This window comes from Hephaestia caeni (assembly GCF_003550065.1).
In the GTDB taxonomy this organism is placed as follows: Bacteria; Pseudomonadota; Alphaproteobacteria; order Sphingomonadales; family Sphingomonadaceae; genus Sphingomonas; species Sphingomonas caeni_A.
This window is the reverse complement of sequence record NZ_QXDC01000006.1, coordinates 16,205-38,071: the sequence shown is the minus strand read 5'-3', so window position 1 is coordinate 38,071 and position 21,867 is coordinate 16,205. Positions and strand designations below refer to the sequence as shown.

General features: G+C 66.8%; 19 protein-coding genes. 7 read left to right on the top strand and 12 right to left on the bottom strand.

Annotated features, from left to right (window positions below; translation table 11 throughout):
* A complete protein-coding gene (locus tag DFR49_RS20640; protein ID WP_119037571.1) occupies positions 1–2,028 on the bottom strand; it encodes a protein-disulfide reductase DsbD family protein in 2,028 nt (675 codons plus the stop codon).
* Between the two features lie 69 nt (positions 2,029–2,097).
* Between DFR49_RS20640 and DFR49_RS20635 the strand changes: the two genes are divergently transcribed.
* Positions 2,098–3,756, top strand: coding sequence for an alkaline phosphatase family protein (locus DFR49_RS20635; protein ID WP_425454971.1), 1,659 nt, complete (start codon positions 2,098–2,100; stop codon positions 3,754–3,756).
* Between the two features lie 138 nt (positions 3,757–3,894).
* Here the strand turns inward: DFR49_RS20635 and DFR49_RS20630 are convergent, their stop codons facing one another.
* From DFR49_RS20630 to DFR49_RS20610, 5 genes are all read right to left on the bottom strand, one after another.
* Positions 3,895–4,821 (bottom strand): right-handed parallel beta-helix repeat-containing protein, encoded by a 927-nt coding sequence (locus tag DFR49_RS20630; protein WP_119037570.1) that lies wholly within the window; start codon positions 4,819–4,821, stop codon positions 3,895–3,897.
* Positions 4,822–4,952: 131 nt separating this feature from the next.
* Positions 4,953–7,571, bottom strand: coding sequence for a methionine synthase (metH, locus tag DFR49_RS20625; protein ID WP_119037569.1), 2,619 nt, complete (start codon positions 7,569–7,571; stop codon positions 4,953–4,955).
* A gap of 68 nt (positions 7,572–7,639) precedes the next feature.
* Positions 7,640–8,686: a homocysteine S-methyltransferase family protein gene (locus DFR49_RS20620; protein ID WP_119037568.1), complete on the bottom strand. Its 1,047-nt coding sequence runs from the start codon at positions 8,684–8,686 to the stop codon at positions 7,640–7,642.
* 109 nt (positions 8,687–8,795) lie between these two features.
* Positions 8,796–9,737 carry a methylenetetrahydrofolate reductase [NAD(P)H] gene (metF, locus tag DFR49_RS20615; protein ID WP_119037567.1) on the bottom strand — a complete coding sequence of 314 codons (942 nt, stop codon included), beginning with the start codon at positions 9,735–9,737 and terminating at the stop codon, positions 8,796–8,798.
* On the bottom strand, positions 9,734–10,693 hold the full coding sequence (locus DFR49_RS20610; protein WP_119037566.1) for an ArsR/SmtB family transcription factor: 960 nt from the start codon (positions 10,691–10,693) through the stop codon (positions 9,734–9,736). The genes metF and DFR49_RS20610 overlap by 4 nt, the downstream gene beginning before the upstream one ends.
* 151 nt (positions 10,694–10,844) lie before the next feature.
* On the opposite strand from DFR49_RS20610, the gene DFR49_RS20605 reads away from it, so the two are divergent.
* The 3 genes from DFR49_RS20605 to DFR49_RS20595 all read left to right on the top strand — a co-directional run bounded on the left by DFR49_RS20605 (position 10,845) and on the right by DFR49_RS20595 (position 12,349).
* Positions 10,845–11,135: a hypothetical protein gene (locus DFR49_RS20605; protein ID WP_119037565.1), complete on the top strand. Its 291-nt coding sequence runs from the start codon at positions 10,845–10,847 to the stop codon at positions 11,133–11,135.
* Between the two features lie 90 nt (positions 11,136–11,225).
* Positions 11,226–11,405: a hypothetical protein gene (locus tag DFR49_RS20600; protein WP_147373737.1), complete on the top strand. Its 180-nt coding sequence runs from the start codon at positions 11,226–11,228 to the stop codon at positions 11,403–11,405.
* The gene (locus DFR49_RS20595; RefSeq protein WP_119037563.1) at positions 11,402–12,349 is read left to right on the top strand and encodes an aldo/keto reductase; all 948 of its coding nucleotides are present in this window, start codon (positions 11,402–11,404) and stop codon (positions 12,347–12,349) included. The genes DFR49_RS20600 and DFR49_RS20595 overlap by 4 nt, the downstream gene beginning before the upstream one ends.
* Positions 12,350–12,352: 3 nt before the next feature.
* Here the strand turns inward: DFR49_RS20595 and DFR49_RS20590 are convergent, their stop codons facing one another.
* Complete coding sequence (locus tag DFR49_RS20590; protein WP_119037562.1) at positions 12,353–13,084, bottom strand: energy transducer TonB; 732 nt, start codon at positions 13,082–13,084, stop codon at positions 12,353–12,355.
* A gap of 88 nt (positions 13,085–13,172) precedes the next feature.
* Between DFR49_RS20590 and DFR49_RS20585 the strand changes: the two genes are divergently transcribed.
* Positions 13,173–13,985: a PdaC/SigV domain-containing protein gene (locus DFR49_RS20585; protein ID WP_170151076.1), complete on the top strand. Its 813-nt coding sequence runs from the start codon at positions 13,173–13,175 to the stop codon at positions 13,983–13,985.
* 3 nt (positions 13,986–13,988) lie between these two features.
* Here the strand turns inward: DFR49_RS20585 and DFR49_RS20580 are convergent, their stop codons facing one another.
* The 5 genes from DFR49_RS20580 to DFR49_RS20560 form a co-directional block, all read right to left on the bottom strand.
* Complete coding sequence (locus DFR49_RS20580; protein ID WP_119037560.1) at positions 13,989–15,023, bottom strand: glycoside hydrolase family 43 protein; 1,035 nt, start codon at positions 15,021–15,023, stop codon at positions 13,989–13,991.
* A gap of 62 nt (positions 15,024–15,085) precedes the next feature.
* Positions 15,086–16,387, bottom strand: a complete 1,302-nt coding sequence (locus DFR49_RS20575) for a dihydrolipoamide acetyltransferase family protein (protein ID WP_119037559.1) — start codon at positions 16,385–16,387, stop codon at positions 15,086–15,088.
* A complete protein-coding gene (locus DFR49_RS20570) occupies positions 16,387–17,394 on the bottom strand; it encodes an alpha-ketoacid dehydrogenase subunit beta (protein ID WP_119037729.1) in 1,008 nt (335 codons plus the stop codon). Before DFR49_RS20570 ends, DFR49_RS20575 begins: the two co-directional genes overlap by 1 nt.
* A gap of 178 nt (positions 17,395–17,572) precedes the next feature.
* Positions 17,573–18,856, bottom strand: coding sequence for a 3-methyl-2-oxobutanoate dehydrogenase (2-methylpropanoyl-transferring) subunit alpha (locus DFR49_RS20565; RefSeq protein WP_119037558.1), 1,284 nt, complete (start codon positions 18,854–18,856; stop codon positions 17,573–17,575).
* A gap of 206 nt (positions 18,857–19,062) precedes the next feature.
* Positions 19,063–20,070 carry a fumarylacetoacetate hydrolase family protein gene (locus DFR49_RS20560; protein ID WP_119037557.1) on the bottom strand — a complete coding sequence of 336 codons (1,008 nt, stop codon included), beginning with the start codon at positions 20,068–20,070 and terminating at the stop codon, positions 19,063–19,065.
* Between the two features lie 206 nt (positions 20,071–20,276).
* Here DFR49_RS20560 and DFR49_RS20555 point away from each other — a divergent pair, with 206 nt between their 5' ends.
* Both DFR49_RS20555 and DFR49_RS20550 read left to right on the top strand, forming a co-directional pair.
* Positions 20,277–21,431 (top strand): acyl-CoA dehydrogenase family protein, encoded by a 1,155-nt coding sequence (locus DFR49_RS20555; RefSeq protein WP_119037556.1) that lies wholly within the window; start codon positions 20,277–20,279, stop codon positions 21,429–21,431.
* Complete coding sequence (locus tag DFR49_RS20550; RefSeq protein ID WP_170151075.1) at positions 21,428–21,865, top strand: YdeI/OmpD-associated family protein; 438 nt, start codon at positions 21,428–21,430, stop codon at positions 21,863–21,865. Before DFR49_RS20555 ends, DFR49_RS20550 begins: the two co-directional genes overlap by 4 nt.
* Positions 21,866–21,867 lie beyond the last annotated feature (2 nt).

The following is a 21,867-nucleotide window of genomic DNA, read 5'->3' as shown; positions in this document are numbered from 1 at the left end:
CTACTCCGCCAACCCGGCCAGCATCGCGGGCGTCAACACCTGCGGCAGCACCTTGGGCTCGCCAGCCCCCGGCGCGTAATACAGATAGAGCGGCACGCCGGCGCGGTTGTGTGCCTGAATGAAGCGGCCGAGCACGGGATCGCCATCGGTCCAGTCTCCCACCAACACCGCCACATCGTGCCGCGCGAAGGCATCGCGCACCGTATCGGTTTCGATCGCGACCTTCTCGTTGACCTTGCACGTCAGGCACCAATCGGCGGTGAAATACGCGAAGACAGGGCGCCCGTCCGCACGCAGCGCCGCCAGTCGCGCCTCGCTGAACGGCTCGGCTCCTGCAACGGGCACGCTTGCCTGGTGCGGCAGCCGCGTCACCGCCGCCGCGCCGACCGCACCGACGCCGACCAGCGCGAGCGCCGCCAGCGCGCCACCCGCGAGCCCGCGAGCCTGTCGCCGTCCTGCCAACCACAGCAAGGCGCCCAGCACCAGCGCCGCACCGATCCCGAGTGCGACGCCCGCATTGCCGGTCTGGCGTGACAACACCCACAGCAACGCGAGCGCGGTCAGGAACATCGGCACGCTCAGCACGCGCTCGAAGGTCCGCATCCACGCCCCCGGCCGGGGCAATATCCGGCGGAGGACGGGCACGAAGCCGAGCAGCAGGAAGGGGAGCGCCAGCCCGAGCCCCAGCCCCGCGAACACCGCGAGCGCAGCCCATACCGGCAGCACCAGCGCCGCGCCGAGCGCCGCGCCCATGAACGGGCCGGTGCACGGCGTCGCGACGAACGCGGCAAGCACCCCCGTCAGGAACGCGCCGCCGCTCCCCGCCGCACGGTTGACGAACCGCGGTGTCGGGATCTGGAACAACCCGGCCAGATTGAGCGCGATCGCGAGCGCCAGCACGAACAGCACCACGATCATTCGCGGGTCCTGCAACTGGAACGCCCAGCCGATCGCCGATCCGCCCGCCCGCAGCGCCAGGATGATCCCGCCCAGCGCGACGCAGGTCAGCACGACGCCCGCCGTGTACGCCACCCCTTCGCGCCGCGCGTGCCGCTCGTCGATCCCGGCACGCGCAAGGCTGAGCGCCTTGAGGCTCAGGATCGGGAACACGCACGGCATGACGTTGAGGATCAGCCCACCCAGCAGCGCGCCGAGAAATGCCAGCAGCGCCGCACGCACACCCGTGGAGCCAGCGTCCACGGACGCCACCACGCCCGGCGCCGCGGTCAGGCTGAGCCCGCGATCGGTAGCGATCCGCAGCACGCCTTCGAGGCTGCCCGCCGCCTCGCCGCCGCTCGCTCTGGTCTCGATCACCACCCGATCGCCGTCGCGCGACACCGTCTGCGGCGCGGCATAGGCGACGACGCCCGGCGTGATCGCGAAGAAATGGGCGTCGCCGAGCGGCGCGTCGGCGGGATAGGGCACCGCGATCCGCACCCGGCCGTCGGCGATCTGGTAGGTCGCGGGCGAGCCGATTGGTTTGGGGATCGCCTGCCGCCAGCCATCGAAGCGCGCGCGGACGCCCGGATCGATCGCGCCGTCGCCGATGGTCAGCGTCGTCGCCAGATCGGCGGCCTCGGGCACGCAAATCTGATCGGTGCAGACAAGATACTCGGTGTGCAGCCGGATCGGCAGTATCGTCCCCCGCGTCAGCCCGGGGGGAATCGAAAGCGTCACCAGCGGCGCATAGGGCTTCTCGAACACATGGTTCATCAACCCCGCGATCAGCAGCGTCTGCGGCAGCGGATAAGCGGGCGCGCTCGCGGTGACGCCGCTCGGCAGATTCCAGTCGAGCCTGGCGGGAAAGCCTGCGTCACCGGGGTTCTGCCAATAGCCGTGCCACCCCGGCTGCGGCCGCGAATCGATCGCCAGCGTCACCTCGTTGCCCGCCGCCGGCGTCGTGGTTTCGGCGACGAGGCGCAGCGCGAGATGCGGTCCCGACGGATCGGGCGCGAGTTGCGCGTGCGCCGCCGTCGCGCTCAGGATCAGCGCAATCCATGTCACAAACCAGAAACGTGCCGCGCGCAATGGACTTCCTTGCCTCGATCGCCCTGCTGCTCAATAGCGGGGTCTTAGCCTGATCCATAGGGGAGCCCCATGAAGAAATCGCTCGTCTCGATGGTCGCGCTCGCGCTTGGCGCCGCCGCGGCGCCCGGCATCGCGCAGGACAGCCCGCCCGCAACAACCGCCCCCGCCCCGGCGATGGCCACCGCGCCCAAATTGCTCGTGGTCATCTCGGTCGATCAATTCTCGGCCGATCTGTTCGCCGAATATCGGAACCACTTCACCGGCGGCTTCGCGCGCCTGCTCGACGGTGCGGTCTTTCCCTCGGGTTATCAGAGCCATGCCTCGACCGTCACCTGCACTGGCCATTCCACCATCCTCACCGGCATGCGGCCGATGCACACCGGCATCATCGCCAACGACTGGATCGATTTCTCCTCGCCGCTCGACGACAAGGAGATCTACTGCGTCGAGGACGAAAGCGTCCCCGGCAGCACGAACGACAAATATACCGTCAGCCCCGATCATCTGATGGTGCCGACGCTCGGCGAGCGGATGAAGGCGGCCGATCCGGCGACGCGCGTCGTCTCGGTCGCGGGCAAGGATCGCTCGGCGGTGCTGATGGGCGGCCACAAGGTCGACGAGATGTGGTGGTGGGATCGCGACAGCTTCGTCACCTATGCCGGTCGCGCGACCCCGCCGGTGGTCGCGCGCGCCAACAAGGCGGTGGCGGCCGAGATCGCGCGGCCACAACCGCCGCTGGAACTTCCCGATTTCTGCCGCGCCAAGGATCGCGCGATCCCCCTGGGCGAGGGCAAGACGGTGGGCACCGGCCGCTTCGCGCGCGCTGCGGGCGACGTCAGCGGCTTCGGCAATTCCCCCGCCAAGGACGGCGCGACGCTCGCGCTCGCGGCCGGGCTGATCCAGGCGATGAAGCTTGGGCAAGGGCCGCAGACCGACATCATCGATATCGGCGCCTCGGCGACCGATCATGTCGGCCACAAATACGGCACCGAAGGCACCGAGATGTGCCTCCAGCTCGCCTCGCTCGATCGCGATCTGGGCGATTTCTTCGCGCAGCTCGACGCGATGGGGATCGATTATGCCGTCGCGCTGACCGCCGATCACGGCGGCAACGACCTTCCCGAGCGCCAGCGCGAGCAGGCGATGCCGATGGCCGAGCGGCTGGCGAAGAGCTTCAACCCCGACACGATCGGCAAGGCCGTGGGCGCGACGCTGGGCCTGTCGGGCAAGCTGCTCGCTTATTCGAGCGGCAATTTCTACGTGACCCCCGATGTGCCCGCCGCAAAGAAGCAGGCGGTGATCGCCGAGACGAAGAAGGTGCTGCTCGCGCAGCCGCAGGTCGCCGCGGTCTTCACCGGCGCCGAGATCGCCGCCTCACCCGATCCGGCCGGGCCGGCCGATACATGGCCGCTGATCATGCGCGCCAAGGCGTCTTATTACCCCGGCCGCTCGGGTGATCTGGTGGTCGCTTTGAAGCCGCTGGTAACCCCGATTTCCGATCCGACGCGCGGTTCGGTCGCCACCCACGGCAGCTTCTGGGATTACGACCGCCGCGTGCCGATCCTGTTCTGGCGCAAGGGCATGACGGGCTTCGAACAACCGCACGCGATCGAAACCGTGGACATCGCCCCGACGCTCGCGGCGCTCGCGCATGTGGCGACGGGCGCGCCGAAGATGGACGGCCGCTGCCTCGATCTCGATGCGGGGCCGGGGAGCACGTGCCGCTAAGGCATCCCTAAATCTTCCCCGGCGAAGGCCGGGGCCCAGTATCGGTGACGGCAGTAATGATGCGCCGCGCCTGCCTCCGGATGTTTCCCAACTGGACCCCGGCCTTCGCCGGGGAAGAATGCCGGAAAAGCGTGCCGTTTACCGCCGCTCGAACCGCCGCACGCCTTGCCCCAGCCGGTTGTCGGCGACGGTGATCCGGTCGCCGCTCAAATCGGCGACGAAGGCGGGGCTGCGTTCGACCCCGGGTGCCAGCCGCGCGTCATTATCGCGCACCACCAGCCCGTCGGCGGAGAAATCGTGCGCTTCGGCCGCGACGACGATGAAGCCCGACCAATTCTCCTTGTCCTTGCCCTGGACGAAGGTGTTGTTGGCGATCAGCCCGCTCGCGCCATTGGGCAGGTCGATCATGTAATTGGTCTTGTGGCCGCGGCTGTCGTCGAAACTATTATCCGTGATCGAGACGTTGGGGCTGCGGAGCTTGACGTAATGCCCGCCCTGCCCACGCTCGAAACGCGAATTGGTGATCGTCACCGAGCCGCGGTTGGCGAGATAGATCGAATGCGCGCAATCGGTCGCCGCGTCGCACGTGCCCAGCCCCGAAAAGGTCGATCGGTCGATCACGATCCGCTGCCCGGTCGGCTCGCCGCCGAGGATGCCTTCCTGGCTATCGACGAACATCGCATTGCGCACGGTGAGGTCGCCCATCTCGGTACGGATGCCCGCCCCATTGCCGTCGTCCACCGCCATGTTGCGAAACACGAGCCCGTCGACGGTCGCGCTCTGCCCGCGCAGCACGAACGCGGCCTTGCCCTCGCAGGTCGTGCCGTCGAAGATCGCCGTGCCGGGCTGGACCGCCTTGAAGGTGATCCGCCCGCCCGCCTGGACGGTGCATTGGTGGTAGACGCCCGGCGCGATCAGGATCGTCGCGGTCCCCATCCGCACCGATTGCACCGCGTCGTCGATATCGTGGAAAGTCTGGCCCGTTTCGGCGATCGTGAACGGCGCGCCGTTCTGGGCGGCGGCGGGGGCGGCAAGCAGCAGCAGGGCGAGGGCGGCGAAGCGCATGAGGGGAATCCTTTCGTGCGCACGCTGCGCGTCGAACCGCGTGCGCGAAAGACCGATTGAAGGTTAATCTCCGTGAAGGCCCGGCGAGAATGTTGATCGCCGCCGGTCCTGTCCCGGATTGGAACCCTCGGTCATTCGAGGTTGGGCCGCAACCAGCGCTTGGCCTGGTCGAGACTGACGCCGCGCCGCACCGAATAATCCTCGACCTGATCCTCGCCGATCCGCGCGACGCCGAAATATTCAGCCTGCGCATGGCCGATGTAGAAACCCGACACCGCCGCGGTGGGCACCATCGCGAAATGGTCGGTCAGTTCGATCCCGGTCGCCGCCTCGGCGCCCATCAGATCGAACAGCATCCTTTTCTTGCTGTGATCGGGGCACGCGGGATAGCCCGGCGCGGGGCGGATGCCGCGATATTGCTCGCGGATAAGCGCCTCGTTGTCGAGCTGCTCGCCCTCGGCATAGCCCCACAGCTCGGTGCGGACGTGCTGGTGCAGCCGTTCGGCGAACGCCTCGGCGAAGCGATCGGCGATCGCTTTCAGGAGGATGCCCGAATAATCGTCATGGTCGGCGCGGAAGCGATCCAGATGCGTGTCGATCCCGTGCCCTGCGGTCACCGCGAAACCGCCGATCCAGTCGCCTTCGGGATCGATGAAATCGGCGAGACACATATTGGCCCGCCCCTCACGCTTGGCGATCTGCTGGCGCAGGAACGGGATGCGGATATCGCGCGGGCCGTTGGCGGTCTGCTCGGTCACAACGACGTCATCGCCCTCGCGCCGGCACGGCCACAGGCCGGCGACGGCCTTGGCGGTCAGCCACTTTTCGGCGACGACGCGGTCGAGCATCGTCTGCGCGTCCTTCCAAAGGCCGCGCGCGCTTTCGCCCACCACCGCATCGTCGAGGATCGCGGGATAGGTGCCCGCCAGCTCCCACGCGCGAAAGAATGGCGTCCAGTCGATATATTCGCGCAGATCGGCCAGATCCCAATCGTCGAAAACATGCAGGCCGGGCCGTTTGGGGGCGGGCGCCTTGAGCGCCATATCGGCGGTAAAGCCGCGTGCGCGCGCCTCCTCGATCGGCAGCAGCGGGTTCTGACCCTTGCCCTCCCGCGCCTTGCGTACAGCATCATATTCCGCCGCGATTTTCGCGACATAAGGCTCGCACTGGGTGTCGCTGACCAGTGTCGAGGCAACCCCCACCGCACGGCTCGCGTCGAGCACATGCACCACCGGCCCCGAATAAGCGGGCGCGATGCGCAGCGCGGTGTGGACCTTGGAGGTGGTCGCGCCGCCGATCAGCAGCGGCATCACCATCTCGGCGCGGCTCATTTCCTCGGCAACGGTCACCATCTCGTCGAGCGACGGCGTGATCAACCCCGACAGGCCGATCATGTCGGCGTCGTTGTCGTTGGCCGCCTTCAGGATGTCGCTCCACGGCACCATTACACCCAGGTCGATCACCTCGAAGCCATTGCACTGGAGCACGACGCCGACGATGTTCTTGCCGATATCGTGGACGTCGCCCTTGACGGTCGCCATCACGATCTTGCCCTTGCCGCGCGCGCCGGGCTCCTTCGCGGCCTCGATGAAGGGCAGCAAATGCGCCACCGCCTTCTTCATCACCCGCGCCGATTTCACCACCTGCGGCAGGAACATCTTGCCCGATCCGAACAGGTCGCCGACGACGTTCATCCCGTCCATCAATGGGCCTTCGATCACCTCGATCGGGCGCGGATGCTGGAGCCGCGCTTCCTCGGTATCCTCGACGATATGCGCGTCGATACCCTTGACCAGCGCGTGTTCGAGCCGCTTGTTGACGTCCCAGGTGCGCCACTCGGCCGCCTGCTTTTCCGCCGCCGGGTCGCTGCCGCGATAACGTTCAGCAAGCGCGACCAGTCGCTCGCCCGCTTCGGGATCGCGGTTGAGGATGACGTCCTCGCACGCGGTGCGCAATTCGGGATCGATATCGTCATAGATATCGAGCTGCCCGGCATTGACGATCGCCATGTCGAGCCCGGCGGGAATCGCGTGATACAGGAACACCGAATGCATCGCGCGGCGCACCGTCTCGTTGCCGCGAAACGAGAAGCTCAGGTTCGATAGCCCGCCCGAGATATGGCAATGCGGCAGCCGCGCCTTGATCTCCTTGCACGCCTCGATGAAGTCGACGCCGTAATTATTGTGTTCCTCGATCCCCGTCGCGACGGCGAAGATATTGGGATCGAAGATGATATCCTCGGGCGGGAAGCCGATCCCGGTGAGCAGCGCATAGGCCCGCTCGCAGATCTCGATCTTGCGCGCCTTGGTGTCGGCCTGCCCGGTCTCGTCGAACGCCATCACGACCACCGCAGCGCCATACGCCATCACCAGTCGCGCGTGCGCGAGGAACTCCTCCTCGCCTTCCTTCATGCTGATCGAATTGACGATCGGCTTGCCCGAGACGCATTTGAGCCCTGCCTCGATCACGCTCCATTTGGAGCTGTCGATCATCACCGGCACGCGCGCGATATCGGGTTCGGCGGCGATCAGCTTCAAAAAGATCGTCATCGCCTCGACCGAATCGAGCAGGCCCTCGTCCATGTTGACGTCGATCACCTGCGCGCCGTTTTCGACCTGGCTGCGCGCGACCTCGACCGCAGCCGGATAATCGCCCGCCATGATCAGCTTCTTGAACCGCGCCGATCCGGTGATGTTGGTGCGCTCGCCGATATTGACGAACGAGGACGAGGCATTGGTGGTGGTGGTCATTTGTTCTTCTTCCCCCCTCCCAAGGGCGGGAGGGGTCGAGGGAGGGAATGTCGGGACGGGGCGGCGGTTCAGGCAGCCATGATCATCGGCTCCAGCCCCGCCAACCGGGTGCGCACCTCCGGCTTGGCGAGCACGCGCGGCGGCAAAGCCTTCACCGCCGCAGCGATCGCGGCGATGTGTGCAGGCGTCGAACCACAGCAGCCGCCGAGGATGTTGACCTGCCCCGCATCGGCCCAGTCCTTGACCAGCGCCGCGGTCTGATCGGGCGCCTCGTCATATTCGCCCAGTTCGTTGGGCAGCCCGGCATTGGGATAGACCATGATCAGCGTGTCCGCGATCTTGGCGAGCGCGCCGACATGCGGCCGAAGCTGCTCGGCGCCGAACGAGCAGTTGAGCCCGATCGTCACCGGCCGCGCGTGCCGCACCGCGTGCCAGAACGCCTCGACCGTGTGCCCCGAAAGATTGCGCCCCGACAGATCGGTAAGCGTCATCGACAACATCACCGGCACATCGCGGCCAAGCGCGAGCCCCGCCTCGATCGCGGCCATGATCCCCGCCTTGGCGTTGAGCGTATCGAACACCGTCTCGATCAGGATGAAATCCACCCCGCCTTCGATCAGCGCGTCGATCTGTTCGCGATAAACGCCCTTCAGATAGTCGAAATCGATCTCGCGATAACCGGGATCTTCAACATCGGGTGAGAGCGACAGCGTCTTGTTGGTCGGCCCGATCGCGCCGGCGACGAAGCGCGGGCGGCCATCCTTCGCGGCGAACTCGTCAGCCAGCCGCCGCGCGATTCGCGCCGACGCGCGGTTGATGTCGCCGACCAGTGCCTCGGCGGCGTAATCGGCCTGGCTGATCCGGTTGGCCGAAAACGTGTTGGTCGACACGATGTCCGATCCTGCCTCCAGATAGGCGCGCGTGATCGCCTCGGGCACCTCCGGCTTGGTCAGCGCGAGGATGTCGTTATTGCCTTTCTGATCCTTGGCGAGCCCCAGATCGCCGGCATAATCGGCCTCCGAAAGCTTCCAACCCTGGATCTCGGTGCCGAACGCGCCATCGGTGATCAGGATGCGCTTGGCGGCTTCGGCATTGAGTCGATCACGTGCAGTCATCACAAATCCTCGTCATTCCCGCGAAAGCGGGAACCCATCTTCCAACCGTCATCCCAAGAGGCTCGCGAAGGAGCTGGGTCTCCGCTTTCGCGGGGATGACGGTATGCGTTTACGCCGCCGCTACGCTCACCCCGGCGTTGGCGCGCAGCCCCAACAGGTGACAGATCGCGAAGCTCAGTTCGGCACGGTTGAGCGTGTAGAAATGGAAGCTGCGCACGCCGCCGGCATAAAGCTTGCGGCACATCTCCGCGGCCACCGTCGCGGCGACGAGTTGGCGCGCCGCCGGATGATCGTCGAGCCCTTCGAACAGCCGGTCCATCCACGGCGGGATCGCCGCACCGCACATGCCGGCGAACTTGCGTGTCTGCGCGACGTTCGACACCGGCAGGATACCGGGCACCAGTTCGGCGGCGATCCCCGCCGCCGCGGCGCGATCGCGGAAGCGGAAAAAGGCTTCGGGCGCGAAAAAGAATTGCGTGATCGCGCGGGTCGCCCCCGCATCGATCTTGGCCTTGAGGTTGTCGATATCGGCCTGATCGCTCAGCGAATCGGGATGACATTCGGGATAGGCCGCGACCGAAACCTCGAACGGATGCCGCTTCTTCAACCCTTCGACGAGCGCGGCGGCATTCTCATAGCCGCCCGGATGCGGCTCGAAGCGCGCGCCTTCGCGCGGCGGATCACCGCGCAGCGCGACGATATGGCGCACCCCCGATGCCCAATATTGCTCGGCGACCGCGTCGATCTCGGCCTTGGTCGCCTCGACACAAGTCAAATGCGCGGCGGCGGCAAGCGGCGTCTCGCGCTGGATGCGCGCAACCGTGGCGTGCGTGCGCTCGCGGGTCGAGCCGCCCGCGCCGTACGTCACCGACACGAACCTGGGGCCAAGCGGCGCCAGCGTCTGGATCGACTCCCACAAGGTCGCCTCCATCTTCTCGCTCTTGGGCGGGAAGAATTCGAACGATACCTCGGCGTCACCGGCGAGGTCCGCATAGAGCGGTGCGTCGAGCGCGCGACGCGCTTCTTCGAGTTCGGATAGAGTCAGGCTCATGCCGCCTTCGCCTCCTTGAGTCCGGCCCCGGCCTTGCGCGCGAGCCACAATTTCACGGTCAGTTCGCCGCCTTCCAATGTCTCGGTCCGCGCGGGCAGCAAGCCCGCCGCCTCGAACCAGCCGAGCATCTGTTCGTCCGAAAAGCCGAGCCGCGCGTGCGCATCACGCGTACGCAATTCCTCAACGTCGTGCGGCGCGAAATCGGCGATCAGCAAGCGCCCGCCCGGCATCAGCACGCGCGCCGCCTCGCGGATCGCCGCCCCCGGCTGCTGCGCGAAATGGAGCACGTGGTGCAGGATCGCCGCATCGGCCGCGCCGTCGCCCAGCGGCAGCGCGTACAGATCGGCCTGGCGCAATTCGGCATGATCCAGCCCACGCTCGGCGAGCTTGACGCGCGCGAGCCGCAGCATTTCGGAACTGCGGTCAATCCCCAGCGCCTGCTCGGCCTGCCCGGCGAACAATTCGAGCATGCGGCCCGTGCCGGTGCCGATATCGATCAGTTGCGCGATCCCGGCGTCGCCGAGCACCGCCGCCATCGCTTCCTCGACCTGGCTTTCGGCGACGTGGAGCGATCGGATCGCGTCCCACTCGCCCGCGTGCGCCGCGAACCATGTCTGCGCCGCCGCCGCCCGATCGGCGCGCACCGCCGCGAGCCGCGCGGCATCCGCCACCACCCAATGATCGGGTTCGATTGCGTCCCACGCCGCCAGCGCGGCAGCGATCGGCTCGACCAGTTCGGCCCTGCCCGGCGCCACGAACACCCAGCTTCCTTCCTTGCGCCGCTCGGCGAGCCCGGCGTCGCACAGGATCTTCACATGCCGGCTCACACGCGGCTGGCTCTGCCCCAGCACCTGCGCAAGCTCGCCCACCGACAGCTCCATCGAGCGCAGCAGCGCGAGGATTCGCAGCCGCGTCGAGTCGGCAAGGGCGCGGAAGATGTCGAGGGCGATCGTCATTTCGAATATACATATAAAGATATCTTTATATCAGGTCAACGAGGGGCTATCGCAAACTCCCGTTGCGCGGATCGTTACGCATCGGTACTTTCCCGCGCTGCCGCCGGTTGACGACGGCGTTCGGGGTCAATTCAGCAAAAGAGGTTTTCGCATGAAGAAATCGATCATCGCGGCCGTCGCCGTGTTCGCCGCCGCCGGTCTGGCCGCGTGCAGCCAGAACGCGCAGAACGAGTCCGCCGAGGCCGCCAACGCCATCGCCGCCGACACCGAAGCGACCGCCAACGCGGGCATCAGCGACGTCGACGCCGCGACCGACAACGCGCTCGGCGCCGCCGAAACCGCGATCGACAACGCGGGCAGCGCCGTCTCGAACGGTGCCGATGCCGCTGCCGATGCGACCGGCGCCGCGCTGAAGGATGCCGGCAACGCGATCGCCGACTGAGCCGCGCTACGGATCGTTTCAGGAAGGGCCGCGTTCCACTTCGGAATGCGGCCCTTTCGCATTTTAGGGGGGAATGGAATGCGCGTCCTCATGATCCTACCGCCCATGATCTTGCCGATGTGCCTCGCCGCGTGCGGCTCCGCGCCCGATGATCCGGGACTCGGCGGCGTCACCCCCGATCAGGCGCAGGAATTGAACGAAGCCGCCGCGATGCTCGATGCCAACAGCGTCTCGATCAATGCCGTCGCCAACCAGGACACCGCTCGATGACCACGCTCCGTCGCCTTGGCGCCACCGATCTCGAAACCCCGCCGCTGATGCTCGGCGGCAACGTGTTCGGCTGGACCGCTGACAAGCAGACGAGCTTCGCGATCCTCGATCGCTTCGTCGATCGGGGTGGGCGCATGATCGACACCGCCGACGTCTATTCGGCCTGGGTCGACGGCCATACCGGCGGCGAATCCGAACGCGTGATCGGCGAATGGCTCCGGCGCTCGGGCAAACGCGACGAGGTGCTGATCGCTACCAAGGTTGGGATGCTGCCCGGCGAAGGCGGCGACAAACTGGCACCGATGCGCATCGCGATCGCCTGCGAAGCCTCGCTGATGCGGCTCGATACCGATCGCATCGACGTCTATTTCGCGCATCAGGACGATGAGGATGTGCCGCAGGAGGCCGTGCTCGAGGCGTTCGACAAGCTCGTCACCGCGGGCAAGGTCCGCGTCATCGGCGCGTCCAATTTCAACGCGATACGGCTCAAATCGGCGCTCGATCTCGCTCGCGACACGGGGCTGCCGCATTATCATGTGCTCCAGCCCGAATATAATCTGGTTTCGCGCACGAAATTCGAAGGCGAGCTTCAGGATCTGTGCGTCGAGCGCAATATCGCAGTCACCCCCTATTACGGCCTCGCCTCGGGCTTTCTGACCGGCAAGTATCGCACCAGGGACGATCTCGATAAATCGGTGCGCGGCAACCGCCTGGGCGACCTGCTGGAGAACAGTAAAGACGTGCTCGACGCGATGGATGCCGTCGCCGGAGAGACCGGCGCGACACTGGCGCAGATCGCGCTTGCGTGGCTGGCCGCGCAGCCCGGCGTCACCGCACCGATCGCGAGTGCGACCAGCGTCGCGCAGCTCGACGAGTTGATGGGGTCGATCGATCTCACGCTCACCGATGATCAGCTTGCGCGCCTCACCGCGGCGGGCGCCTGAACCTCAGCGCGCCGCGAACCACCACGTCTGTTGCCAGCCGGCAAGGTCGGCGACCGCGCGCCCCGCGGCATCGCGCGCCGGGGTGTAGCGAAAACGCGCCCGAGCCAGCCGGCATGTCGTCTGGTCCAGCACCGCCACGCCGCTCGATCGGGCGACGGTGCAGCCGCTGACGCTGCCGTCGGCGTCGATCGCCAGCGTTACGACCACGGTGCCGCCGTGCCCGGCCTTGCGCGCCTGCTTGGGATAATCGGTGTTGGCGATCGTCCCCGATACGTGCCGCGCCCGCACCACCGCGCCGCCACCGGTGCCCGCGCCGTGTCCACCCGCGCCCAGCCCCCGGCCGAGCCCGCCGGCGCCGGTTCCTGCGCCGGTGTCGGCAGCACCCGCGGCGCGATCCGCGCCCGCCGCCACGATCGGCGCGGCGATCACGGGCACATGCGCGACCCGGACGATCGCGGGCGGCGCCTCGATGGCGACCGGGCGGGCGGTGCGGTGCGCCGGCGCCGCATCCCCGCTCGGCCGGGCCGATCGATGCATCGGTTCGGGCGGAGGTACGGCAGGCAGCAACACATCGAACACGCGCAAGGCCGAATCCGAGGCGACGTGCTCGCGCACCGCGAGCCCGATCCACAGCGCCGCGAACAGCAACCCGGTCGCCGCCAACGCGCCGCCCGCACCTGCCAGCCGCGATCCCCGCGCCGCGCCCGCATAGCCGGCCCCGTTCGTGCTCGACACTCTCATCGGCAGGGCGGATACGCGCTCACCGGTTGATCGGCGCTGAATGACGGGAACCTTGCCGCGGCCCCCTGCATTGGCATCCCCTATGGATACACGCCTTCACCTGTCGCTCGCCGCCGCCCTCCTCCTGCTGGCAGGCTGCAACCCGCAACCCACGGCGAACCAGGCATCGGCCAACACCCAGGCGCCCGCCGATGCCGTTGCGAATGCTCAGGCCGGCGCCGCCACCGCCGAGCCGATCCACCTCACCGAAAAGACCGCCGTGATCGATTTTGATTACAAGATCCCGGCACGCGCGGCTGCCGCGCCGGCGCTGCGCGATCACCTGCTCGCCGACGCCGAAACGGGCAAGCAGGCCGCGATCCGCGATCAGGCGCAATATGCGAAGGAGTTGCCGCCCGACGCGCCCGCGCATCCCTACGGCCTCGAAAAGAGCTGGTCGGTGGTGGGCGAGACCGGGCAACTGCTCTCGCTCGTCGCCGCGGGCTATGTCTATACCGGCGGCGCGCACGGCAGCGACACGTTCGAGGCGCTGGTGTGGGACAAGACAGCGGATCGCGCGGTGCCCTTCGACGCGCTGTTCACCGACAAGGCCGAGGCGCTGGCGACGATCCGCAAGCCCTTCTGCGACGCGCTGAATAAGGAGCGCGCGAAGCGCCGCGGGGGTGAACTGGGCACCACCGACGATTGGTCGACACGGTGCCCCGATTTTGCCGATCACATCACGCTCGCGTTCGCCAAACCGGTGAACGGCTCCTTCAGCCGGATCGGCGTGTACATTCCCGCAGACATCGCGGGTGCGCACGCCGAGGGCAGCTACACCTACGACATCTTCATCCCGAAGGAGATGATTCCGCTGATCGCCCCCGAATGGCGCGCGTCCTTCCCCGGCGGCTGATCCCTACCTTGCGGGCGCGGCAAGCGGCGCGCCCGCCGCCGCAGGCTCGGGAAAGACCGGCCAGCCCTTGGCGGACCAGTCGATCCGCTGGATACGCGGGGATCGCTTGCCCGTGCATTTCATGTCCGCCGCCGGGTTGGCGTGATACACGATCCACGTCTCGCGGCCGTTGGGCGAGGTGAAAAAGCCGTTATGCCCGGGCGCATAGACGCTGTTGGCGAGCGATTTCTTCATCACCGGCCCGTCGGCCTGCCGCCACGCCGCCGCATCGAGCGGATCGCTGCCGGGGGCGGCATGAAGCAGCCCGATCGCATAATCGTCGGACCAGCAGGCACTGCCCGAAAAGGTGATGAACAGATCGCCCTTCGGCCCCAGGAGGAATTCCGGTCCTTCGACGATCGGTCGGTTGCCGTGCCGCTGCCATGCGCGCTCGGGCCGGGCGATGATCGTCTCCGGCCCCTCGAGCGTCCACGGATTCGTCATCCGCACGATCGCCAGATCACTGTCGGGGCCGACATAGGGCGCATAGACGAAATAACGCCGGCCCCGATAGGCGAAGGTCGTCCCGTCGATGCCACTATGCTGCGTGTGCAATTGCCCGCGATCGATCCAGGCGCCGGCGGTCGGATCCTCACCGGCATTTTCGAGCACGAAGACACCGCGACGCGCATCCCCCTCGCTCCCGCTGGCGGCCGCCGAATAGTAGATGTACCATTTGTCGCCGATCCGGTGCAGTTCGGGCGCCCAGATCGCCTTTGCGTTCGGTCCCGCGGCGGGCGGCATCCATACCGTGACCTCCGCCGCATCGGCGAGCCGCGCGATCTCGCGCGTCTTGCGGATCGTCAGCCGATCGCCGCGCGTGGCCATGAAATAATAGACGCCGGCGCGCTGCGTGATCCACGGATCGGGGCCGGATGCGAGCAGCGGGTTGGTGAAGATGGCGGCGGGGCCATCGGCCGGGTTCGTCGGCGCCCCGGCAATCGGCGCGCAAGCCGCCAGCAAGCCGGTTGCAACCAGCGACAGCCCGATCGCCCTCATCCACTCACCTCGCCATGATATGATTCTCTTGTCTCTATAATCATATCATAAGGGGCGCGCCGTCAATCGGCGAACAGCAGTACCGGAGTTTCGAGCAGCTTCTTCAACGCCTGAACGAAGCTCGCCGCGTCCCAGCCGTCGACGACACGGTGATCGCAACTGATCGAGAGGTTCATGCATTTGGCGCGGACGATATCGTCGCCCTGGAACACCGGCCGCTCGACGATCTTGTTGGGGCCGATGATCGCGACCTCGGGGCGGTTGATCACCGGCGTCGTCGCGATCCCGCCCAGTGGCCCAAGCGAGGTGATCGTCAGCGTCGATCCCGAAAGCTCGTCCGACTTGGCCTTGCCCGATCGCGCCGCCTCGGCGAGCCGCGTGATCTCGGCCGCGAGCTGCCACACGTTCTTGTCCTGCGCGTCGCGGATGACGGGCACCATCAGCCCGGCATCGGTCTGCGTCGCCATCCCGAGATGGACGGCCCCGTGGCGCGTCACCACCCCCGCCTCATCGTCGTAGCGCGCGTTGATCATCGGGAAGCCGGGCACCGTCCGGCAGATCGCGACGATCATGAACGGCAGCATCGTCAGCTTGGGCCGCGCCCCGCGATGCGCGTTCAAATCGCCGCGCATCGCCTCGAGCGCGGTGACGTCGATTTCCTCGACATAGGTGAAATGCGGGATCGCGCGCTTGGAGGCCGCCATATTCTCGGCGATGCGACGCCGCATCCCGATCACCTTGATCGCCTCGTCCGCCCGCGTGCGGCGCGCGTGCGGCGGGTGATAGCCCTGGGCGGCACCGTAACGGAGGAACGCGTCGAGATCGGCGTGGCGGATGCGGTCGCCATCGGTTTTGACACTCGCGAGATCAATGCCGAGATCGCGCGCGCGGGCGCGAACGGCGGGGGAAGCGAGGATGGGTTTCGACTCCTCCTTGTGCTCCTGCGAAAGCGGGGCCCCAGAGCCATTGGCGTCGCGGTTCGTATCCTGGGCGCCTGCTTTCGCGGGAGCACGGGCAGGCACGTCGCGCGCGGGCTCTTCTTGCGCCACCTCCGGCTTGCCCGGCGTTTCCGCCTCGATCTGCTCCTCGACCTCTTGTTTCTTGGCGGCAGGCGCGTCTTCCTCCTCGGTCTCGATCACCACCAGCGCCGCGCCGATCGACACCTGCTCGCCGACCTCGCCCGCCAGTTCAACTACGACACCCGCCACCGGGCTCTCCATTTCGACGGTTGCCTTGTCGGTCATCATGTCGGCGATCTGCTGATCTTCCGAGACCCGATCGCCCACCGCGACATGCCAGGCGACGATCTCGGCCTCGGAAATGCCTTCGCCGATATCCGGCAGCTTGAAGGTAAAGCGGCTCATTATGCGTCCTTCATGATCTTCTTGAGCGCCTCGCCGATGCGCACCGGTCCGGGGAAATAGGCCCATTCGAGGCTGTGCGGATAGGGCGTGTCGAACCCGGTGACGCGCTCGATCGGCGCTTCGAGATGGTAGAAGCAGCGTTCCTGCACCAGCGCCGACAATTCGGCACCGAACCCGCTTGTCCGCGTCGCTTCGTGGACGATCATGCAGCGGCCGGTTTTCTTCACCGATACCTCGATCGCGTCGATATCGATCGGCACCAGCGTGCGCAGATCGATGATCTCGGCATCGACGCCCGCTTCCTCGACCACGCCGCGGCACACATGCACCATCGTACCATAGGCGAGGATCGTCAGCGCCGCGCCGGCGCGCACCACCTTCGCGGTGCCGAGCGGGATGCGATAATACCCCGTCGGCACCTCGCCCCCCGGATGCCCCGACCAGTTCTTCGCCGGGCGGTCCCAATGGCCGTCGAACGGGCCGTTGTAGATGCGCTTGGGCTCGAAGAAGATCGTCGGATCGTTATCCTCGATCGCGGCGATCAGCAGCCCCTTGGCGTCATAAGGGGTCGACGGGATTACCGTCTTGAGCCCCGAGACATGGGTGAAGATGCCTTCGGGCGATTGCGAATGCGTCTGCCCGCCGAAAATGCCGCCGCCGAACGGCGAGCGCACGGTGATCGGCGAGGTGAACTCGCCCGCCGAGCGATAGCGCAGCCGCGCCGCCTCGCTCACCAACTGGTCAAGCGCGGGGTAGATGTAATCGGCGAACTGGATTTCGGGCACCGGGCGCAGGCCATACGCCCCCATCCCCACCGCGACGCCGATAATTCCGCATTCGGTGATCGGCGTGTCGAACACGCGGCGCTTGCCGTATTTCGCCTGCAACCCCGCGGTCGCGCGAAAGACGCCGCCGAAATAGCCGACATCTTCGCCCATCACGATCACGTCGGGGTCGCGCGCCATCATCACGTCCATCGCGGAATTGATCGCCTGGATCATGTTCATCCGCACGCTGTCGCCCTCGTGCTCGGGCGTGGGCGCGATGCGCTGCTGCTGTTCGATAAGCTCGGTCATGCTGGCTCCGTCACCCCAGCCAAGACTATGGTCTGGCAGTTGCAATCCACGCATTTGCGGCAGGAAAAACCGGCCTTCGCCGGGATGACGGTGATGCGGTGCATCCTCATCACTTCCGCGCCCACGGCCGGCCGCTCGCTTCTTCCTCGTCGAGCATCATCTGCTGCTGCTCCCTCAGATGCCACGGCATTTCCTCGTAGACCCCTTCGAACAGCGTATCGAGCGGCTGGTGGAGGCCGTGGCCGAGGACGCCGTTCTTCTCGGCTTCCTTCTGCGCCGCGCGCACCTTCTCAGCGAGGTCGAGGTCCATCGCTGCCTGCCGTTCCTCGTCCCATTCACCGAGTTGGATCAGATGATCCTTGAGCCGCCCGATCGGATCGCCCAGCGGCCACGCGGTCGGCTCGCCCGCCGAGCGGTATTGCGTCGGATCGTCCGAGGTCGAATGGCCCTCGGTGCGATAGGTGAAATGCTCGATCAGCGTCGGGCCGGCATTGGTCCGCGCGCGCTCGGCCGCCCACGATGTCGCGGCATAGACCGCGAGCGCATCGTTGCCGTCGACGCGAAGCCCGGCGATGCCGTAGCCGATCGCGCGCGCCGCGAAGGTGGTCGCCTCGGCCCCGGCAAATCCAGAAAACGAGCTGATCGCCCATTGATTGTTGACGACATTGAGGATGACAGGCGCGCGATAGACGCTCGCGAAGGTGCAGGCCGAATGGAAATCGCCCTCCGCGGTCGATCCCTCGCCGGTCCAGGTCGCCGCGATCCGCGTGTCGCCCTTCGCCGCCGACGCCATCGCCCAGCCGACCGCTTGCGGATATTGCGTCGCGAGGTTGCCCGAGATCGAAAAGAAGCTGCCTTCCTTGGTCGAATACATGATCGGCAATTGCTTGCCCTCGAGCCGGTCGCCGCGGTTCGAATAGACCTGGTTCATCATGTCGACCATGTCCCAGTCGCGCGCGATCAGCAGGCCCTGCTGGCGATAGCTCGGGAAGCACATGTCGTCGCGGTCGAGCGCGAAGGCGGCGGCGACCGCCACCGCCTCCTCGCCGGTCGATTTCATGTAGAAGCTGGTCTTGCCCTGCCGCTGCGCGCGGAACATGCGCTCGTCATAGGCGCGCGTCAGCGCCATCGCGCGCAGCATCCGGCGCAGCCGATCGGGCGAGAGCCTGGGATCCCACGGCCCCACCGCGCGCGCCTCGCCATCGAGCACGCGGACAAGGCCGTAAGCGAGTTCGGGAAACGTTGCCGCGTCCTCGGCGACATCGGGGCGGCGTCCCGCGCCGGCGGGCGGCACCTCGATATCGGCAAAATCGACCACGTCGCCCGGCCGGAACTTCGGCTCCGGCACGTGGAGCGACAGGGGTTTCAGGTTGGCGCGCGGATCGCTTGCCATAGTCTCTCCAAAAAACGGTCACGCGTCGTGGCACGAGGCGAAGGCGTGGAATCACCTTTCGGAGCCTTGTTATAAAATTTCAACGGCCGTGGCGAGTCACCAGCGCGAGTCGGCACGGCCCCACCAGTGCGCCCGCGACCGCGGGGCCGGAATCTCGAACGATTTCGCTCGCGGCCCTGGGCTCCCGCTTGCGCAGGAGCCCATCTTCACCCCGCTGCCACCGTCTGTTCGATCGCCCCGAAGATCGAGCGGTGGTGATCGTCCTCGGCCCAGATCCGCACCGTATCGCCCGCCTTGAGGAATCCGGTCGCGGGCTTGCCGTCGCGGATCGTCTCGACGGTGCGGACCTCGGCCAGGCACGAATAGCCCACCCCGCCGTCGGCGATCGGCTTGCCCGGCCCGCCATCGCTATCGCGGTTGGAAACGGTGCCCGACCCGATGATCGTCCCCGCGCCCAGCCGCCGGGTCTTGGCGGCGTGCGCGACGAGCGTGCCGAAATCGAAGGTCATGTCCTCGCCCGCCTGCGCCCGGCCGAACGGCGTGCCGTTCACATCGACCATCAGCGTGCGGTGGAGCTTGCCGCCCTGCCACCAGTCGCCGAGCGCGTCGGGGGTGACGAAAACGGGCGAAAACGCGCTCGCGGGCTTCGATTGGAAGAAGCCGAACCCCTTGGCGAGTTCGCCGGGGATGAGGTTGCGCAGGCTGACGTCGTTGGTCAGCCCGACAAGCAGGATCGCGGCAAGCGCCTGTTCGCGGCTCGCCCCCAGCGGCACCTCGCCGGTGACGACCACGATTTCGGCCTCGAGGTCGCAGCCCCAGGCCTCGTCCTTCAACGGGATGGCGTCGCGCGGCCCCAGGAAGCCGTCCGATCCGCCCTGATACATCAGCGGATCGTGCCAGAAGCTGTCGGGCATCGCCGCGCCCCGCGCCTGTCGCACCAGCGCGACATGGTTCACATAGGCCGAACCATCGGCCCATTGATACGCGCGCGGCAGCGGCGCGGCGGCATCATGCTCGTGGAAACGTTCGCGCGGAATCGCACCGTGTTCGAGATCGATCGCGAGGTTGCGCAACGCCGGCTCCGCGCGTCCCCAATCGTCGAGCGCGGCCTGGAGCGTCGGCGCGATATGCCCGGCATCGGCATACCAGGCGAGATCATCCGAAACGACGATCAGCTTGCCGTCACGGCCGTGCTTGAGGCTGGCGAGTTTCATGGTGATCCTTCTTTCGTTCGCTCGGGCGGGGGAGCCGGCCGGTGCCACTTCCAGCCGGCGACCCTAGAGACAAGGACGGTGCTTCGACAATCCCGGATCGATCAGGCCCGGATCGATCAGGCCCGGATCGATCGCGGCGGCAAGTGGTTGACGTTTGCGTCAATCAACCGCACCGTGACCCGAAAGGATGCAGGAGAGAATCGATCATGACGCTCGACGACGTGCCGGGGCGTTCGGCCTATGATGCCGATCACGAGGCGTTCCGCGAAACGGTGCGCAGCTTTCTCGCCAGGGAAGGCGTGCCCAACGTCGCCGAATGGGAAGCCAATCGGCTCGTGCCGAAAGAATTCTGGCGCAAGGCGGGTGCGATCGGGATGCTGTGCCCCACCGCGCCGGAGGCCTATGGCGGGCTCGGGCTCGATTTCGGCTATAACGCGATCGTCGACGAAGAGTTGAATTATGCGGGCGTCCCCGCCGGCTTCGCGCTGCAATCGGATATCGTGTGCGATTACATCGCCGCCTACGGCTCGGAAGAACAGAAGCAGCAATGGCTTCCCCGGCTCGTCTCCGGCGAGACGATCACCGCGATCGCGATGACCGAGCCCGGCACCGGATCGGACCTGCAATCGATCCGCACGACCGCCCGCAAGGACGGCAACCATTATGTCGTCTCAGGCTCGAAAACCTATATCACCAACGGCCAGAACGCCGATCTGATCCTCGTCGTCGCCAAGACCGATCCCAGCGCGCAACCCGCCTACAAGGGCATGTCGATCATCCTCGTCGAATCGGATCGCGAGGGTTTCCGCCGCGGCCGCAAGCTCGACAAGATCGGGCAGGACGCCGCCGACACTAGCGAATTGTTCTTCGACGACGTGCGCGTGCCGATCACCAATTGCCTCGGCGAGGAAGGCAAGGGCTTCGCCTATCTGATGAGCCAGTTGCCACAGGAGCGGCTCACAATCGCGATCGGCGCGCAATCCTCGGCGCAAAAGGCGTTCGACGAGACCATCGTCTTCACCAAGGATCGCAAGGCGTTCGCCGGCGTGGTGTTCGATTTCCAGAACACGCGCTTCGTGCTTGCCGATCTCAAGGCCAAGCTCCAGGTCGGCTGGGCGCATCTCGATTGGGCGATCAAGCGCCATCTCGCGGGCGAATTGACCGCGACCGAAGGCGCGGCGGCGAAGCTGTGGCACACCGAGCTGCAATGGGAGGTGATGGACAAATGCCTCCAGCTCCACGGCGGCGCAGGCTATATGAACGAATATCCGATCGCGCGCGCCTGGCGCGGGGCGCGCGTATCGCGCATCTATGGCGGCACCAACGAGATCATGAAGGAGCTGATCGGACGCAGCCTGTGACCGCCACGCCGTCACACACCTTCACCGTCACGCTCACCGACGAGGGCGCGATTCCCGTGCCATTCGATCCGTGCGACACGTTCGGCAAGGCACGGCCGCCGGTGGTCGTCACACTCAACGGCCACCGCTATCGCAGCACGATCGCGATCATGGGCGGCGTCACCTTCGTGCCGCTGCGCCGAAGCAACCGCGAGGCGGCAGGCGTCGCGGGCGGCGACACGATCGAGGTCACGCTGACGCTCGATACCGCCCCGCGCACGGTGACACCGCCCGCCGATCTCATTACCGCCATTCACGCCGCGCGGCTGGAGGCGGCGTGGGAGAAGCTGAGCTACACCCATCAGCGCGAGGCCGCCGAGGCGGTAGAAGGCGCGAAGAAGCCCGAGACGCGCGCGCGCCGGATCGCCGCAACAATCACGAAATTGCGCACCTAGGC

What these genes read in the sequence shown, in the direction of transcription:
- DFR49_RS20635 (WP_425454971.1), top strand. Translation starts at nt 2,098, where the DNA reads ATGAAGAAATCGCTCGTCTCGATGGTCGCGCTCGCGCTTGGCGCCGCC.
- DFR49_RS20630 (WP_119037570.1), bottom strand. Translation starts at nt 4,821, where the DNA reads ATGCGCTTCGCCGCCCTCGCCCTGCTGCTGCTTGCCGCCCCCGCCGCC.
- metH (WP_119037569.1), bottom strand. Translation starts at nt 7,571, where the DNA reads ATGACCACCACCACCAATGCCTCGTCCTCGTTCGTCAATATCGGCGAG.
- DFR49_RS20620 (WP_119037568.1), bottom strand. Translation starts at nt 8,686, where the DNA reads ATGACTGCACGTGATCGACTCAATGCCGAAGCCGCCAAGCGCATCCTG.
- metF (WP_119037567.1), bottom strand. Translation starts at nt 9,737, where the DNA reads ATGAGCCTGACTCTATCCGAACTCGAAGAAGCGCGTCGCGCGCTCGAC.
- DFR49_RS20610 (WP_119037566.1), bottom strand. Translation starts at nt 10,693, where the DNA reads ATGACGATCGCCCTCGACATCTTCCGCGCCCTTGCCGACTCGACGCGG.
- DFR49_RS20605 (WP_119037565.1), top strand. Translation starts at nt 10,845, where the DNA reads ATGAAGAAATCGATCATCGCGGCCGTCGCCGTGTTCGCCGCCGCCGGT.
- DFR49_RS20600 (WP_147373737.1), top strand. Translation starts at nt 11,226, where the DNA reads ATGATCCTACCGCCCATGATCTTGCCGATGTGCCTCGCCGCGTGCGGC.
- DFR49_RS20595 (WP_119037563.1), top strand. Translation starts at nt 11,402, where the DNA reads ATGACCACGCTCCGTCGCCTTGGCGCCACCGATCTCGAAACCCCGCCG.
- DFR49_RS20585 (WP_170151076.1), top strand. Translation starts at nt 13,173, where the DNA reads ATGGATACACGCCTTCACCTGTCGCTCGCCGCCGCCCTCCTCCTGCTG.
- DFR49_RS20580 (WP_119037560.1), bottom strand. Translation starts at nt 15,023, where the DNA reads ATGAGGGCGATCGGGCTGTCGCTGGTTGCAACCGGCTTGCTGGCGGCT.
- DFR49_RS20575 (WP_119037559.1), bottom strand. Translation starts at nt 16,387, where the DNA reads ATGAGCCGCTTTACCTTCAAGCTGCCGGATATCGGCGAAGGCATTTCC.
- DFR49_RS20570 (WP_119037729.1), bottom strand. Translation starts at nt 17,394, where the DNA reads ATGAACATGATCCAGGCGATCAATTCCGCGATGGACGTGATGATGGCG.
- DFR49_RS20565 (WP_119037558.1), bottom strand. Translation starts at nt 18,856, where the DNA reads ATGGCAAGCGATCCGCGCGCCAACCTGAAACCCCTGTCGCTCCACGTG.
- DFR49_RS20560 (WP_119037557.1), bottom strand. Translation starts at nt 20,070, where the DNA reads ATGAAACTCGCCAGCCTCAAGCACGGCCGTGACGGCAAGCTGATCGTC.
- DFR49_RS20555 (WP_119037556.1), top strand. Translation starts at nt 20,277, where the DNA reads ATGACGCTCGACGACGTGCCGGGGCGTTCGGCCTATGATGCCGATCAC.